Raw genomic sequence first — 13,517 nt, 5'->3', positions numbered from 1 at the left:
TCCAACTGTTTGTTTTTAAGCACATCTTGCCCGAAAACCGGTTCACCCTTTTCGGGATGTGCTGTTGCTGCTGCCTGAACGGCGCGGCGGCGATACTGACAAAATGACGAGTCTTGCGGCGGAATTACGTTCAAACGCGAATCGCTTTCGAACGACAATGGCAACCAAGAACAGAGATGCGCTTTTACCTTAGCCGACGTCTCTCTTCAAGAAAGGCCTATTCGGTTTCTTTGCCAGCAGTGGAAATGCCGTCATTGCGCTCATCTGCCTCTCCGGAGCGTCGTGAACGCGACTGTTCCTTGCGGCGCATCAGATTCGCGCGCAGCTGATCGGCCAGCCGCTTCTTTTGACGGTCCAGCTGGTTTTGTCGTTCCTGATTGATCGGTTTTTCACTCATAAGCCGTGTTTACTACGAGAAAAAGCGCCAGAAAAGCGGCTTGATGCGCAGCTATACGCAGATTTCCACATTATGTGAAAAGAAATGCATTTGGTCGCTTGCGATTTGCGTAATGATGTGTCAGAAGTCCGCCGCACTCAAGAGAATGCTGCGGTAGCTCAGTGGTAGAGCACTCCATTGGTAATGGAGAGGTCGAGAGTTCAATCCTCTCTCGCAGCACCATTCATCTCTTTGATTTGGCAAATTTTCCCTGAAAAGTGATCATAAATTGTCACCGCTTTATGCGATAGCATTTTAGCGCATTCTTACCCGTTGCTCTTTTCATCGGATGGTCGGGGACCACTGATGAAACATTGGCGGCTAGCCGACGGTAAAACGGGAAACCCAGGAGAGGATATTCTATGCTGTGGACTTTGTTCGGCATTCTTTCGGGTGCCTGCATTGCCATTCAGGCACCGATCAACGCAGCACTTGCGCGTGGACTTGGTTCCCCACCGACCGCCGCCGCAATTTCGTTTCTTGCTGGCGCAGTTATTCTTGCCATCGTCTCGACCATCACGGCAAAGGCGACCGGCAACCTTCCCACATTCAATGTGCCGGCAGGCTGGCTGTTTGTTGCGGGCGGTGCGCTCGGCTGCATTTATGTCACCGCATCAATTCTGCTGACACCGCGTATTGGCGCGGCAGCCGTGATGGGCCTTGCCGTGGCCGGTCAGCTGATGGCGGGATTGCTCGCCGACCGCATCGGCTTCATGGGCGTTGCGGTGCGGGAGATCACCGCTGGACGCGTCGTGGGAGCCGTATTGCTGCTCACTGGCGCGTTGATGATCCGTTTTCTCTAGGAGACGAAATAAAAACGCCGCGCTTCTCAGCGCGGCGTTTTCGTATTCTACACAGGGCGGATGCCGGTTCAGCCCTTGAATGTGTATTCCGCAATCGACTGCGGCTTCATCTCGATCGAGAAGCCCGGCAGCGACGGCGGCATATAGGCTGCGTCCTTGATCACGCATGGGTCGATGAAATGCTCGTGCAGATGATCGACATATTCGATCACACGGCCTTCCTTGGTGCCCGAAACGGCCACATAGTCGATCATCGACAGATGCTGCACATATTCGCACAGACCAACGCCGCCCGCATGCGGCCAGACCGGCTTGCCGAACTTCGCAGCCATCAGCAGCACGGCCAGAACTTCGTTCAGGCCGCCCATGCGGCAGCTATCGATCTGAACGATGTCGATGGCGCCTTCCGCTATGAACTGCTTGAACATGATGCGGTTCTGGCACATTTCGCCAGTCGCAACCTTCACGTCACCAATGGCCTGGCGAATCTTGCGATGGCCCGCAACATCGTCCGGGCTGGTCGGCTCTTCAATGAAGAACGGCTTCGAGAAGGCCAGCTTGTTGACCCATTCGATGGCCTGATCGACTTCCCAGACCTGATTGGCGTCGATCATCAGATAACGGTCGGGACCGATCACTTCGCGCGCAATGGTCAGGCGACGGATATCATCTTCGAGATCGCGGCCGACCTTCATCTTGACGTGGTCGAAACCTTCATCGATGGCTTCCTGGCAAAGACGGCGCAGCTTGTCGTCGTCATAGCCAAGCCAGCCAGCCGACGTCGTGTAGCAGGCATAGCCTTCCGCTTCGAGCGTGGCGATACGCTCTGCCTTGCCAGCTTCCGCCTTGCGGAGGATCGCGAGGGCTTCGTCACGCGTCAGCGCATCGGTGAGATAGCGATAATCGACGATATCGGCAATTTCTTCCGGCGACATATCGGCCACGAGCCGCCATACCGGCTTGCCTGCCTGCTTTGCAGCCAGGTCCCAGAAGGCGTTGACAACAGCGCCGGTGGCGAGGTGCATCGCGCCCTTGTCCGGGCCGATCCAGCGCAGCTGGCTATCGCCGGTCAGGTAGCGCCAGAACTTGCCGGGGGCCGCGAGGAAATCATCCATCGAGGAACCCACGACCAGATGGCGCATGGCGAGAATCGCCTGACAGCAAATGTCGTTGCCGCGTCCGATGGTGAAGGTGAGGCCGTGGCCCTTCAGCGACGCATCATCCGTATCGAGGATGACATAGGCCGCCGAATAATCCGGGTCCGGGTTCATGGCATCCGAGCCGTCCAGACTTTGCGAAGTCGGGAAACGCAGGTCGAAGACGCGCAGGTCAGTGATTTTCGTCATGATATATCCGTGATCAGGGCATGATCCCAAAACATGGGAATGGTCTTGGGATCATGCATAAACAAACACCTAGATGTCAGCGCGCACGTTCTGCTTCTGCGTGCCAAGGCCTTCAATGCCGAGTTCGACGACATCGCCAGCCTTCAGGTAGCGAGGCGGCTTCATGCCCATGCCGACGCCGGGAGGCGTACCGGTGGAGATGATGTCGCCCGGCTGCAGGGACATGAACTGCGAGAGATAGGAAACGAGGTAGCGAACGCCGTAGACCATGGTCTTGGTCGAGCCGTCCTGCATGGTTTCACCATTGAGGGTGAGCCACATTTTCAGGTTCTGCGGGTCGGCGACTTCGTCCTTCGTCACCAGCCAGGGGCCGGTCGGGCCGAACGTGTCGCAGGACTTGCCCTTGGTCCACTGACCGGAGCGCTCGATCTGGAAAGCGCGTTCGGAAACGTCATGCAGCGTGCAGTAGCCAGCAACGTAGTCCAGCGCATCATCTTCCGAAACGTATTTCGCCGTCTTACCGATGACGATGCCGAGTTCAACTTCCCAGTCGGTCTTTTCCGAGCCGCGCGGGATGAGAACGTCGTCATTCGGACCAACGATGGCCGAGGTGGCCTTCATGAAGATAACCGGCTCCGGCGGCACAGCCATGCCGGATTCTGCGGCGTGGTCGGCATAGTTGAGGCCGATGCAGATGAACTTGCCGGTGCCTGCAACGCAGGGACCAAGGCGCGGATTGCCTTCAACCTTCGGCAGCGAATTGACGTCGACAGCGCCAAGCTTAGCCAGCGCATCGGGGGCCAGAGCCGCACCGGAAAGGTCGCTTACATGCGCGGAAAGATCGCGGATCGCACCATCGGCATCGAGAATGCCCGGCTTTTCCTGACCGGCTTCACCGTAACGAAGAAATTTCATGAGTTTACTCCTTTGGGGGGATGAAAAGAGAGGGCGCTAGGACTAAATCGTCCAGCCGCCATCGATATTGTACGCCTGGCCAGTGGTGTAGGTCGCACCGGCGAGATACACGGCGAGATCAGCGATTTCTTCCGGCTGACCGATGCGGCCAATCGGCTGACGGGCGATGAACGCCGCGCGCTGTTCTTCATAATCGCCCTGCGAACGCAGACGATCCTGCAAGGACGGGCTTTCGACCGTGCCGGGGCAGATCGCGTTGCAGCGGATGCCCTTGGCGACGTAATCGGCAGCGACGGCCTTGGTGAGACCGATAACGGCAGCCTTGGTGACGCCATAGGCGAAACGGTTCGGCACGCCCTTCACGCTCGACGCGACGGAAGCCATGTTGACGATGGCGCCGTCCTTGCGTTCCAGCATGCCCGGCAGCACGGCGCGGATGGTGCGGATCATCGCCTTGACGTTGAGATTGACGGCGAAGTCGAGGTCTTCATCCTTCATTTCAAGAATGGAGCCGCCATGCACGACGCCTGCGCAATTGAACAGGATGTCCACCTGGCCGATCTCGGCTACAAGCGCGTTCACCTCAGCCTCGTCAAGCACGTTGAGCTTGCGGGTGATGATGCCGTTGACACCCTCGATTTCCTTGAGGGCATCGGTGTTGATGTCGGTCGCATAGACCTTGGCACCCGCTTCCGCGAAAGCCAGCGCGCTGGCGCGGCCAATCCCCTGAGCTGCGGCTGTCACCAGCGCGGTTTTTCCATCAAAGCGTATCGTCATTTTCAAGCCTTCCGTTCGACAAGCAGGATGTGATCGCAAGCAAGCACCACTTCATCCCGCTGATTAAGCACTTCGCAGCGTTCCGTCACGCGTCCCATAGTGGCGCGCTTCGGATCGTCTTCCCGGGCAGCGATCGTCACCCGTGTGCGGATCGTATCGCCGATATGCACCGGACGAATAAACCGCAGACGATCATAACCATAGGAAAAAGCAACCGGGTTGATCAGCGTCGCCGTGAGGCCGACGCCGATGGCAAAAATCATGGTGCCATGCGCAATGCGCTGGCCGCCCGGCAATGTCTTGGCAAATTCCGCATCCATATGATGCGGGAAGAAGTCGCCCGTATGCCCGGCATGAACCACGAAATCGGTTTCGGTGATGGTGCGGCCCGTGGTGAGGCGCACATGATTCATTTCATAGTCTTCGTAGTAGATTTTCTGTTCGGCCATGATCAGACCTCCGGTTTTGCGGCAAGCGGCGTGGCGGGCGCAGCGCTCGACTGATAGGCGGCCTCGACAAGCGCCATGGTATGCCAGGCATCTTCGACGGAACCAACCAGTTCAGCATCTTCGCCTGTCGCGAAACGCTGCAACTGCGCCATACGATTGAGGAATGCGTCCGGGAACCAGGCCCCTTCGAGCGGCACGGAAACCCAGTCATCACCGCCCTTGGGCTTGATCCAAAGCTCGTCCGGCTCGCCGCGCGGATAATCGAGATTGACGCCCAGTTTCACATAGGCCGCACCTTGCGCGCCGCAGATGCGGAACTCGCAGGCCTGAAACTTGCGGCCGAAATCATGGTCATGATTGACCGACAGAGCACAACGGACGCGGTCGCCATAATCGAGGATTGCAGCGGTGCGGGTCTGGGCCACTTCATGGTTCGGATGACCGATGGTCTTGGCGTGAACACCGAGCGGATTGCCGAGCAGACCGCGAATGAAATCCAGATAATGGATCGAATGCATGGCAATCTCGATGCGCGGCAGACCTTTCAGGAACGGCCACAGACCCCATGGCGTGGCAAGCGCCAGCCATGCGTCGAAATCCACAACTTCGCCAAGCAGGCCCTTATCGACAGCGTCGTAAAGCGCGAGCATCATCGGCGCGAAACGCAGCTGGAAATTCACCGCTGCTTTCAGATTGCGCGCGCGGCAGACTTTCAGGATTTCCGTTGCGGCGGCAAGGTCGCTGCCCATCGGCTTCTGGATCAGAACAGCCGCACCTTCCGGCAATTGCGACAGGATCGCTGCATGGGCTGACGGTGGCGTTGCCAGATCGAAGATCGCGCCTTCGAGGGCAAGCGCTTCCTCAGCGCTGGCAAAAGCCTTGATGCCCCACTGGTCGGCTAATTCTTTAGCCTTGTCCAGATTGGGATCAAAAATGCCGGCAACCGGAAAGCCGCCCTTCTTATAGGCAGGCAGATGCGCGTCACCGACAATGCTGCCCGCGCCGAAGATCACGATGGGCTTCGGCTTGGACGGCTTGGCCCACCACTGACGCAGCCGCTTTGGATCGAAAGCCTCAGTCATGATGGAACACCTCTTCCATCATTGCCCACCACTCGCCCTCTTTGCGGGTTTCGAGTGGTTTCTGGCATGGCATGCAGACGGACCACCATTCCTGATTTTTCGGGTTATCGGCCATCTTCTTCATGTCGGCCTCAAAGTCGGTGCCGACATATTCCCATGTGCCGAACAACAGGTTTTCCGGCTCTTTGAGAAAGATCGTATAATTGGTGATCTTGCATTCCGAGATGAGCGCAAGAATTTCCGGCCACACGGCAGCGTGCAGCTTCTTATATTCTGCGATCTTCTCCGCATTGAGGCCAATCACCATGCCCATGCGCTGTTTTGCGGGAGACGTCATGCCGCCTCCGTGATCTCGCGGGTGAATTCCGAAATCGACCGGGCGCGCACGGCGTCCCAATCCCACGCGATGCCAATACCCGGCTCGGACGGTGCAATGGCGCGACCGTCGCGGATTTCCATGCCTTTGGTGGTGAGGTCATCGAGCTGCGGAATATATTCGACATAGCGACCGTTCTGCACCGCGCAGACGAGGCTGACATGCAGCTCCATCAGGAAGTGCGGACACACCGGAATGTCGAATGTTTCAGCCGCATGGGCGACTTTCAGCCAAGGCGTGATGCCGCCGATGCGCGCCACATCCACCTGAACGATGGAGCAAGCGCCCTTCTGCATATATTCGCGGAAATGGCGGATCGAATAGATGGATTCGCCCACCGCAATCGGCGTCGGGGTGGAGCGCGTCAGGCGGATATGACCGTCGAGATCGTCTGCCGGAAGCGGCTCCTCGATCCATGCCAGATCAAGCTCCTTCAGACGCTCGGCGCGACGAATGGCTTCGTCCACCGTAAAGCCCTGATTGCAATCGGTCATGATTTCGAAGCCGTCGCCCAGCGCCGCGCGCACTGCGGACAGGCGCGCATAATCTTCAGAACCGTGCGGCTTGCCGATCTTGACCTTCGAGCCGGTGAAGCCCTTGGCCTTGGCCTGCAACGCATCCTCGACCAGCGCTTCCTTCTCGATATGCAGCCAGCCGCCTTCTGTCGTGTAGAGCGGGCAGCTTTCCTTGGCGCCGCCTGCGAGCTTCCAGAGCGGCAGGCCCTGCTTCTTGGCGCGCAGATCCCAAAGCGCAGTATCGACTGCGGCCAGCGCCAGCGCGGTGATCGGGCCGATGGTCGTGGCATGGGTTGCGAATTCCAGCTTGCGCCAGATGGCTTCGATGCAATCGGCGTCCTCGCCGATGATCAGTGGCACGAGATGGTCGTTCAACAGGCGCATGACGGACGAACCGCCGGTGCCGATCGTATAGCTGTAGCCCGTGCCGACCGCACCGTCGCTGTCGGTGATGGTAACAATCGGTGTTTCCTGGCTGACGAAGCTCTGGATCGCGTCGGTGCGCTTGACCTTCGGTGGAAGGTCGACCATGCGCAGTTCAACTTTTTCAATACGCGCCATGATTAAGCCGCCCCGTTCTGGGCCCCATTCTGGGCCAAAGTCTTGCCGCTTGCCGCATCGAAAAGATGCGCCTGCGACAGATCGAGTTGCATGGTGATGGTTTCGCCCGGTTGCAGGTGACGCGGGTTCAGCATGCGCGCTACCCACTCTTTGCCTGCGAATTCCACGAAGACCAGCGTTTCATTGCCGAGCGGCTCGGTGATCGACACGCGCATGTCTTTTTCGTGCACGGCGTCACTGGTGGAAATGCCGTGACCTTTCGGGAAGATATCATCCGGACGCAGGCCGAATGTCACCTTGGTGCCATCCTTGGCCTTGCCCCGGAACTGGGCAGGCAGCGGCAAGCGGTCGCCATTGGCAAAGACCAGATCGTCACCCGTCACCGTCGCTTCGCCCATATTCATTGGCGGGGAGCCGATGAAACCGGCAACAAACTGCGTTGCCGGGCGCTTGAAGACTTCATCAGGGGTTCCGGCCTGCTCGATATGGCCATCGCGCATGATGACGATGCGGTCGGCCAGTGTCATGGCTTCGACCTGATCATGCGTCACGTAAACGACCGTTGACTGCACCTTGGCATGCAGCTTCTTGATTTCAGTGCGCATCTGGGTGCGCAGCTTGGCGTCGAGGTTCGACAGGGGTTCGTCGAACAGGAACACTTCCGGATTGCGCACAATGGCGCGACCCATGGCGACGCGCTGGCGCTGGCCGCCGGAGAGCTGCGCCGGGCGGCGTTCCATCAACGCTTCGAGACCCAGAATGGCCGAGGCTTCATTGACGCGACGGTCGATTTCCGCCTGCGGCTGCTTGGCGATCTTCAGCGAGAAACCCATGTTCTCGCGCACCGACATATGCGGATAAAGCGCATAGGACTGGAACACCATCGAGATGTTGCGGTCACGCGGCGGCAGATCGTTGACTTGCCTGCCGCCGATTTCCAGCGTGCCGTCGGTGATGGATTCCAGACCCGCGATCATGCGCAGCGTCGTGGACTTGCCGCAGCCGGACGGACCGACCAGCGCCACGAACTCCTTGTCCGCGATTTCGAGATTGATGCCATGCACCACGCCGACATTGCCGTAGCGCTTGACGAGATTTTTGATGGAAAGCTGAGCCATTGCTATATCAACCTTTAACCGCGCCGAACGTCAGACCAGCAACAAGATGTTTCTGGACGATGAATGTGAGGGTCAGCGCCGGAATAATCATCACGACCGCCAGCGCGCACATGCCGCGCCAGTCGATGGTGAATTCAGCGGTGTAATCGAGAAGACCGACTGGAAGGGTCTTGGAATTGACGGAACGGGTGAGCTGGGAAGCCAGCGCATATTCGTTCCACGAGGTGAGAAAGGCAAAGATGCCTGCCGTCGCGATGCCGGGACCGGCCAGCGGAAACTCCACCTGCCAGAAAGCCTGCCAGCGCGTGCAGCCGTCAATCTGGGCGGCTTCCGCAAGATCCTTCGGCACCTGACGGAAGAAACCGTCGATCAGCCAGATCGTGAATGGCACATTCAGCGCCACATAGGTCAGGATGAGGCCGAAATGGGTGTCGATGATGCCAACGCGGGAAAACACCATGAAGAGCGGCAGCGAGAGCGCAATGCCCGGCACCGAACGCGTCAGCATGAAACCGAGGAAGGTTGCCGACTTGCCCCAGAAGCGGAAGCGCGCGAAAGCATAGCCGCCCGATACGCCGACGATCAGCGCAATCACGGTGGAGGTCACCGAGATGATGAGCGAATTGCGGAAATAATCCCAGACCGGAATACCGCCAGCGCCTGCGCCCGAGAACATGGCGCGATAGGCCTCGAAGGTGATTTCCTGCGGAATCCAGACCGGCGGTTTCGCCATGATCTCGACCGGCGGACGCAGCGAGGACAGCACGATCCACAGGCCGGGCAGGCAGATGACGGTCATCGCCAGAAACAGGCCGACCAGATAGCCGATTTTCTTGATACGGCGCAGCAGACGATGCTGGCTGTTGCTGAGTGTTGTTGTTGCCATGATTACCACTCCGCTCCAATCTGCGTGCGTGCGGACGCAAGTTTGCGGAAGAACAAGACGGTGAAGAGGATCGAGAGCAGGATCGCGACATAGGCCATGGCATTGGCCATGCCCATCTGCGCATCCGCATAGGCCGTGCGGCCAACCAGCGTCCAGATCAGCTCGGTGCGTCGCGCCGGGCCGCCATCGGTCATGATCTTCACAATGTCATAGGCGCGCGCCACATCCAGCGAACGGATGGTCATCGCGATATAGGCGAAAGGCATCAGGTAAGGCCAGATGACATAGCGGAAGGTCTGCCATGGCGTGCAGCCATCGACGCGCGCGGCTTCCACCGGATCCTGCGGCATGGACAGAAGACCGCCCAGAATGAGGATCGCGAAGACCGAGGTCGACATCCAGACTTCCGCCAGCAGGATGGCGATCAGTGCCAGATTGCCGTCGATCAGCCATGGAATAGCGGTATTAGTCAGGCCCAGCGACTGCAGCGCATTGTTGACCAGACCGATATTGTCATTGAACATGAACTTGAACTGGAAGCCGACGAGCACCGGCGAAAACATCATCGGGAACATCATCAGCGTGCGCAACACGCGCTGACCGCGCGTCGCCTTGTTGACGAGCATCGCAAGGCCGAGGCCGAGCAGCATTTCCAGATTGAGCGCAATGGTGAGGAAGACCACAGTGCGAATGAAGGCCGCCCAGAACACCCAGTCGGTCAGAATGCGCTGATAGTTGCGGAAACCGATGAAGTTGAACAGGCTCTCGGGGCGCGTCAGCCGGAACGGCGTGAAGCTCGAATAAAGCGACAGCGCGAGAGGAAACAGAACCACCGCTGCGAGGATGATAAAGGCCGGGAGCAGAAGCAGGACCGGCGGGGAAAGTCTCTTGAACATTGCTCTTCCAGACAGTGGATTGGCAAACAGTGGAACTGCCAACCGGCGGAACTGCAAAACATGCTCCCGACCTTGGCAGTTCTACTGGCAAAAAAGGCCCGCCCCAAAAAGGTTTCAGGGCGGGCCCATGATTTTATTCAGGCAGGATCAAAGCTCGCCAGCATCCTCAAGGATCTGCGTTGCCTTTTTGGCAGCGTCATCGAGGGCCTGCTGGGAAGTCTTGTCGCCAAGGATCGCAGCCTGAAGCTCAGGATAAACCGCGTTGGAGATTTCGATCCAGGACGGGGTCTGCGGAACCGGGAATGCGGTCTTTGCCGTTTCCTGGAAGACCGAGAGCACTTCCTTCTTGTAAGGATCGGAAGCAGCCTGTGCGATGACGTAATCCCAGACAGCGGTGCGGGTCGGCAGCGTGCCGGCAGCCGATTCCTGCTTCTGCGAATCTTCGTTGGTCAGGAACCAGACGAGCGATGCAGCGGCTTCCTTCGTCGGGCAGGCTTCCGTTACCGAGAAACCATGATGACCCGACCAGCCGGTGCGCTTGCCGGAAGAACCGGTCGGCGCCGGAACGATGCCGACATTGCCAGCGACCTTCGACGACTTCGGATCGTTGAAGTAGGTCGCCCAGCCCGGCCAATCCAGGTTGATCGCAATGGTGCCGGAAGCAAAGCCTGCACCCAGCTCATCCCACAGATAGTTGGTCGTACCGGCAGGAACGGCCTTTGCCTTGTAGAGATTGACGAACCAGTCGAGAGCGCGAACACCGGCTTCCGAGTTGAAAGCAGGCTTGCCGTCCTTGAGATATTCGCCGCCTTCAGCGACCAGCATTTCATAGAAGCGACCATTGATGGCTTCTTCCTTGCCAGCAAACTGCGTGCCGTAGAAATTCGGCGGGTCAGCGAAGAATACAGCCTGATCCGAAACTTCCTTCCAGGTCTTGGCCGGTGCGAGGTCGTAGCCGTATTTTTCCTTGAAAGCCTTCTTCTTGGCTTCGTCCTGGAAAAGGCTCTTCTGATAGTAAAGCGCCGAAACGTCGAACTGCGCACGCGGCAACATGATCAGCTTGCCGTCGAGCGTCGAAGCCTTGATGACCGATGGCACGAAGCCTTCGATTTCTTCCTTCGGCACGAGCGCGTTCAGATCGGTGTACAGCGTCGTATACTGCGGTGCGAAAGACGAGTGGTTGGAACCGACGCACCAGTTGATCGAACCGGAAGCGATGTCGGACTTGATTTCCTTGTCCAGCTCAAAGTGGTTCTTCTTGGAAAGGATGTTGACCTTGGCGCCAGTGGCCTTCTCCCATTCGCCGATACGCGAATAGAGCGCTTCATACTGCTGGCCGCCAATGAGCTTGGCATTGATCGTCACGCCTTCAAACTTGCCCGGCAGATCGGCTGCAATCGCCGGGGCCATCCCCACGGCCATCAGCGCCACGCCTGCCAAAATGCGCGATTTGAAATTCTGCATCTCTTCTCCTCCTAAAACGGACACTCCCTGTCCGCACCCCCGGTTGTGAAGGTTGTATTTATATGCAAACATAGTATTCAATTACGGTCAAGGCGTTTTATCGCGCATATACGACTTTCACACCTGACAATGTTTGTATATGAATTACGAAATTCACGAAGGACCACCTTGGGGGGACGCATTTGGAAACCGATGATCGCTACCGCGCACCCGCGCTCGACAAGGGCCTTGATATCCTCGAATTGCTGGCAGGCGTTGACGGCGGACTGACCCAGGCCGAGATCGCCAAGCATCTGGATCGCAGCCCGAACGAATTCTACCGCATGCTCGACCGGCTGGTGAAACGCGGCTATGTCACCAAGCTTGAGGGCGACCGCTATTCGCTGACGCTGAAGCTGTTTGGCCTTGCACAATTGCACGCGCCGGTGCGCCGTCTGGCCTCTTTTGCAACGCCCTTCATGCGTGAACTTGCCGACCGTTCCAAGCAGGCAAACCAGCTCGCCGTGTTCGACCGCGGCTCGGTGGTGGTGATTGCGCAGCAGGAAGCGCCGGATTACTGGGGCATTTCGATCCGCGTCGGCTCGCATATCAGCCTGTTCGACACCGGCTCGGGCCATGTGCTGCTTGCCTTCCGCTCCCCGGAAGAGCGCAAGATGATGATCGCCGAGTATGTCAAGGAAAGCGAGCGGGTCGATCTCGACGCGAGCTTCTATGAGCGCCTCGACCAGATCCGCGAGCGCGGCTACGAGATGATGCCGAGTGCGCAGGTTGCAGGCGTCTATAACCTCTCCGCCCCGATTCTCGGTCCTGACGGTACCTGCATCGCGGCACTGACATGCCCTTATGTGACACTGGTGAATTCGTCTACCGCACCCGACATCACACAAACCATTACCCTGCTGCAAAAGACCGTGCAGGAACTGTCGAAGCTTGTCGGCGCTGACCTCTCTACGGTCGATTAAATTCTTATTTGAAAACAGTCTTCTTTTTTGAAAATATGGGCGCAGGAGGAATCTCATGCTGATTGATACCCATCTGCACCTGATCGACAAAAGCGCGCTCAGCTATCCATGGCTTGGCAGCGTACCTGCGCTTGATCGGGATTTTCTGTTCGACACCTACCGGCAGCAGGCGGAACGCTGCGGCATTGCCGCCGCCCTGCATATGGAAGTGGATGTTGCACCAGAAGCCATGCAGGCTGAAACCGAGAATGTGCGCGCCATTTCCGCCCGCTCCGGCGGCTTCATCGAAGGCGCTATCGGCTCCTGCCGCCCCGAGGAAGACGGCTTTGCCGCCTATCTGGAGCGGCAGCTTGCCGACCCCTTTGTCAAAGGTTTTCGCCGTGTTCTGCATGTGGTGCCGGACGAGCTTTCCGAAGGCGCGCTGTTTCGCCTAAACCTGAAGCGCATGGAAAACACGCGCCTGACTTTCGACCTCTGCACACTGCCGCACCAGATCGACAAGGCCATTGCACTCGCCGATCTCGCGCCGGGCCTGCAATTCGTGCTCGATCATTGCGGTGTGCCGGACATCAAGTCGGGTGCGCTGGAAAGCTGGCAGAACGGTATCACCGAGATTGCCCGCAGGCCCAATGTCGTCGCGAAGATTTCCGGCGTGGTGGCCTATGCCGACACGCAAAGCTGGACTGCCGAGACGATCCGCCCCTATGTCGAGCACGTCATCGAGGCTTTCGGCTGGGATCGCGTGGTGTGGGGCAGCGACTGGCCGGTCTGCACGCTGGCAAGCTCCGTCGATGGCGGGCTAGCAACTTGGGTAGCAACGACCCATGCCCTGCTTGAAGGCTGCAGCAATGACGAAAAGGCGCGCCTTCTGTCTGAGAATGCGCGCCGTATCTGGAACCTTTAAGCTTCCCACTCGCTTTCCCCCTCATCC

The 13,517-nt window shown here is 58.4% G+C and carries 15 protein-coding genes and 1 tRNA gene; 4 read left to right on the top strand and 12 right to left on the bottom strand.

Annotated elements, in window-relative coordinates:
• Positions 1-217 precede the first annotated feature (217 nt).
• Entirely contained in the window at positions 218-397 is a 180-nt protein-coding gene (locus FGI60_RS15500) for a hypothetical protein (protein ID WP_078337864.1), read from the bottom strand.
• Between the two features lie 147 nt (positions 398-544).
• On the opposite strand from FGI60_RS15500, the gene FGI60_RS15495 reads away from it, so the two are divergent.
• Positions 545-619 (top strand) — tRNA-Thr (locus tag FGI60_RS15495).
• A gap of 179 nt (positions 620-798) precedes the next feature.
• The gene (locus FGI60_RS15490; protein ID WP_138785964.1) at positions 799-1,239 is read left to right on the top strand and encodes a DMT family transporter; all 441 of its coding nucleotides are present in this window, start codon (positions 799-801) and stop codon (positions 1,237-1,239) included.
• A 68-nt stretch (positions 1,240-1,307) separates the two neighbouring features.
• On the opposite strand, the gene FGI60_RS15485 is transcribed toward FGI60_RS15490, so the two are convergent.
• From FGI60_RS15485 to FGI60_RS15435, 11 genes are all read right to left on the bottom strand, one after another.
• Entirely contained in the window at positions 1,308-2,585 is a 1,278-nt protein-coding gene (locus tag FGI60_RS15485; RefSeq protein WP_078337862.1) for an L-fuconate dehydratase, read from the bottom strand.
• Between the two features lie 69 nt (positions 2,586-2,654).
• Positions 2,655-3,500, bottom strand: coding sequence for a fumarylacetoacetate hydrolase family protein (locus FGI60_RS15480; RefSeq protein ID WP_138785963.1), 846 nt, complete (start codon positions 3,498-3,500; stop codon positions 2,655-2,657).
• Positions 3,501-3,542: 42 nt separating this feature from the next.
• Positions 3,543-4,277 carry an SDR family oxidoreductase gene (locus FGI60_RS15475; protein WP_121537202.1) on the bottom strand — a complete coding sequence of 245 codons (735 nt, stop codon included), beginning with the start codon at positions 4,275-4,277 and terminating at the stop codon, positions 3,543-3,545.
• A gap of 2 nt (positions 4,278-4,279) precedes the next feature.
• A complete protein-coding gene (locus FGI60_RS15470) occupies positions 4,280-4,726 on the bottom strand; it encodes a MaoC/PaaZ C-terminal domain-containing protein (protein WP_138785962.1) in 447 nt (148 codons plus the stop codon).
• A gap of 2 nt (positions 4,727-4,728) precedes the next feature.
• The gene (locus tag FGI60_RS15465; protein WP_138785961.1) at positions 4,729-5,808 is read right to left on the bottom strand and encodes a Gfo/Idh/MocA family protein; all 1,080 of its coding nucleotides are present in this window, start codon (positions 5,806-5,808) and stop codon (positions 4,729-4,731) included.
• A complete protein-coding gene (locus tag FGI60_RS15460) occupies positions 5,801-6,145 on the bottom strand; it encodes an L-rhamnose mutarotase (RefSeq protein WP_138785960.1) in 345 nt (114 codons plus the stop codon). Before FGI60_RS15460 ends, FGI60_RS15465 begins: the two co-directional genes overlap by 8 nt.
• Positions 6,142-7,260: a mandelate racemase/muconate lactonizing enzyme family protein gene (locus FGI60_RS15455; protein ID WP_138785959.1), complete on the bottom strand. Its 1,119-nt coding sequence runs from the start codon at positions 7,258-7,260 to the stop codon at positions 6,142-6,144. Before FGI60_RS15455 ends, FGI60_RS15460 begins: the two co-directional genes overlap by 4 nt.
• A gap of 2 nt (positions 7,261-7,262) precedes the next feature.
• On the bottom strand, positions 7,263-8,378 hold the full coding sequence (locus FGI60_RS15450) for an ABC transporter ATP-binding protein (RefSeq protein WP_138785958.1): 1,116 nt from the start codon (positions 8,376-8,378) through the stop codon (positions 7,263-7,265).
• A 7-nt stretch (positions 8,379-8,385) separates the two neighbouring features.
• Complete coding sequence (locus FGI60_RS15445) at positions 8,386-9,264, bottom strand: carbohydrate ABC transporter permease (protein WP_138785957.1); 879 nt, start codon at positions 9,262-9,264, stop codon at positions 8,386-8,388.
• 2 nt (positions 9,265-9,266) lie between these two features.
• A complete protein-coding gene (locus FGI60_RS15440) occupies positions 9,267-10,160 on the bottom strand; it encodes a carbohydrate ABC transporter permease (protein ID WP_078337853.1) in 894 nt (297 codons plus the stop codon).
• Positions 10,161-10,307: 147 nt separating this feature from the next.
• Positions 10,308-11,624 carry an ABC transporter substrate-binding protein gene (locus tag FGI60_RS15435; RefSeq protein ID WP_138785956.1) on the bottom strand — a complete coding sequence of 439 codons (1,317 nt, stop codon included), beginning with the start codon at positions 11,622-11,624 and terminating at the stop codon, positions 10,308-10,310.
• Positions 11,625-11,806: 182 nt separating this feature from the next.
• Here FGI60_RS15435 and FGI60_RS15430 point away from each other — a divergent pair, with 182 nt between their 5' ends.
• Both FGI60_RS15430 and FGI60_RS15425 read left to right on the top strand, forming a co-directional pair.
• Positions 11,807-12,586 (top strand): IclR family transcriptional regulator, encoded by a 780-nt coding sequence (locus tag FGI60_RS15430; protein ID WP_138785955.1) that lies wholly within the window; start codon positions 11,807-11,809, stop codon positions 12,584-12,586.
• Positions 12,587-12,641: 55 nt separating this feature from the next.
• On the top strand, positions 12,642-13,490 hold the full coding sequence (locus tag FGI60_RS15425) for an amidohydrolase family protein (protein WP_138785954.1): 849 nt from the start codon (positions 12,642-12,644) through the stop codon (positions 13,488-13,490).
• Positions 13,491-13,517 lie beyond the last annotated feature (27 nt).

This window comes from Brucella haematophila (genome assembly GCF_005938105.1).
Taxonomy (GTDB): Bacteria; Pseudomonadota; Alphaproteobacteria; order Rhizobiales; family Rhizobiaceae; genus Brucella; species Brucella haematophila.
The sequence above is the reverse complement of the archived record's forward strand: the minus strand, read 5'-3'. Positions and strand labels throughout refer to the sequence as shown.

Excerpts from the sequence above, each read along its gene's own strand:
- FGI60_RS15490 (WP_138785964.1), top strand. The coding sequence starts at position 799 with ATGCTGTGGACTTTGTTCGGCATTCTTTCGGGTGCCTGCATTGCCATT.
- FGI60_RS15465 (WP_138785961.1), bottom strand. The coding sequence starts at position 5,808 with ATGACTGAGGCTTTCGATCCAAAGCGGCTGCGTCAGTGGTGGGCCAAG.
- FGI60_RS15450 (WP_138785958.1), bottom strand. The coding sequence starts at position 8,378 with ATGGCTCAGCTTTCCATCAAAAATCTCGTCAAGCGCTACGGCAATGTC.
- FGI60_RS15475 (WP_121537202.1), bottom strand. The coding sequence starts at position 4,277 with ATGACGATACGCTTTGATGGAAAAACCGCGCTGGTGACAGCCGCAGCT.
- FGI60_RS15500 (WP_078337864.1), bottom strand. The coding sequence starts at position 397 with ATGAGTGAAAAACCGATCAATCAGGAACGACAAAACCAGCTGGACCGT.
- FGI60_RS15425 (WP_138785954.1), top strand. The coding sequence starts at position 12,642 with ATGCTGATTGATACCCATCTGCACCTGATCGACAAAAGCGCGCTCAGC.
- FGI60_RS15435 (WP_138785956.1), bottom strand. The coding sequence starts at position 11,624 with ATGCAGAATTTCAAATCGCGCATTTTGGCAGGCGTGGCGCTGATGGCC.
- FGI60_RS15460 (WP_138785960.1), bottom strand. The coding sequence starts at position 6,145 with ATGACGTCTCCCGCAAAACAGCGCATGGGCATGGTGATTGGCCTCAAT.
- FGI60_RS15480 (WP_138785963.1), bottom strand. The coding sequence starts at position 3,500 with ATGAAATTTCTTCGTTACGGTGAAGCCGGTCAGGAAAAGCCGGGCATT.
- FGI60_RS15445 (WP_138785957.1), bottom strand. The coding sequence starts at position 9,264 with ATGGCAACAACAACACTCAGCAACAGCCAGCATCGTCTGCTGCGCCGT.
- FGI60_RS15455 (WP_138785959.1), bottom strand. The coding sequence starts at position 7,260 with ATGGCGCGTATTGAAAAAGTTGAACTGCGCATGGTCGACCTTCCACCG.
- FGI60_RS15440 (WP_078337853.1), bottom strand. The coding sequence starts at position 10,160 with ATGTTCAAGAGACTTTCCCCGCCGGTCCTGCTTCTGCTCCCGGCCTTT.
- FGI60_RS15470 (WP_138785962.1), bottom strand. The coding sequence starts at position 4,726 with ATGGCCGAACAGAAAATCTACTACGAAGACTATGAAATGAATCATGTG.
- FGI60_RS15485 (WP_078337862.1), bottom strand. The coding sequence starts at position 2,585 with ATGACGAAAATCACTGACCTGCGCGTCTTCGACCTGCGTTTCCCGACT.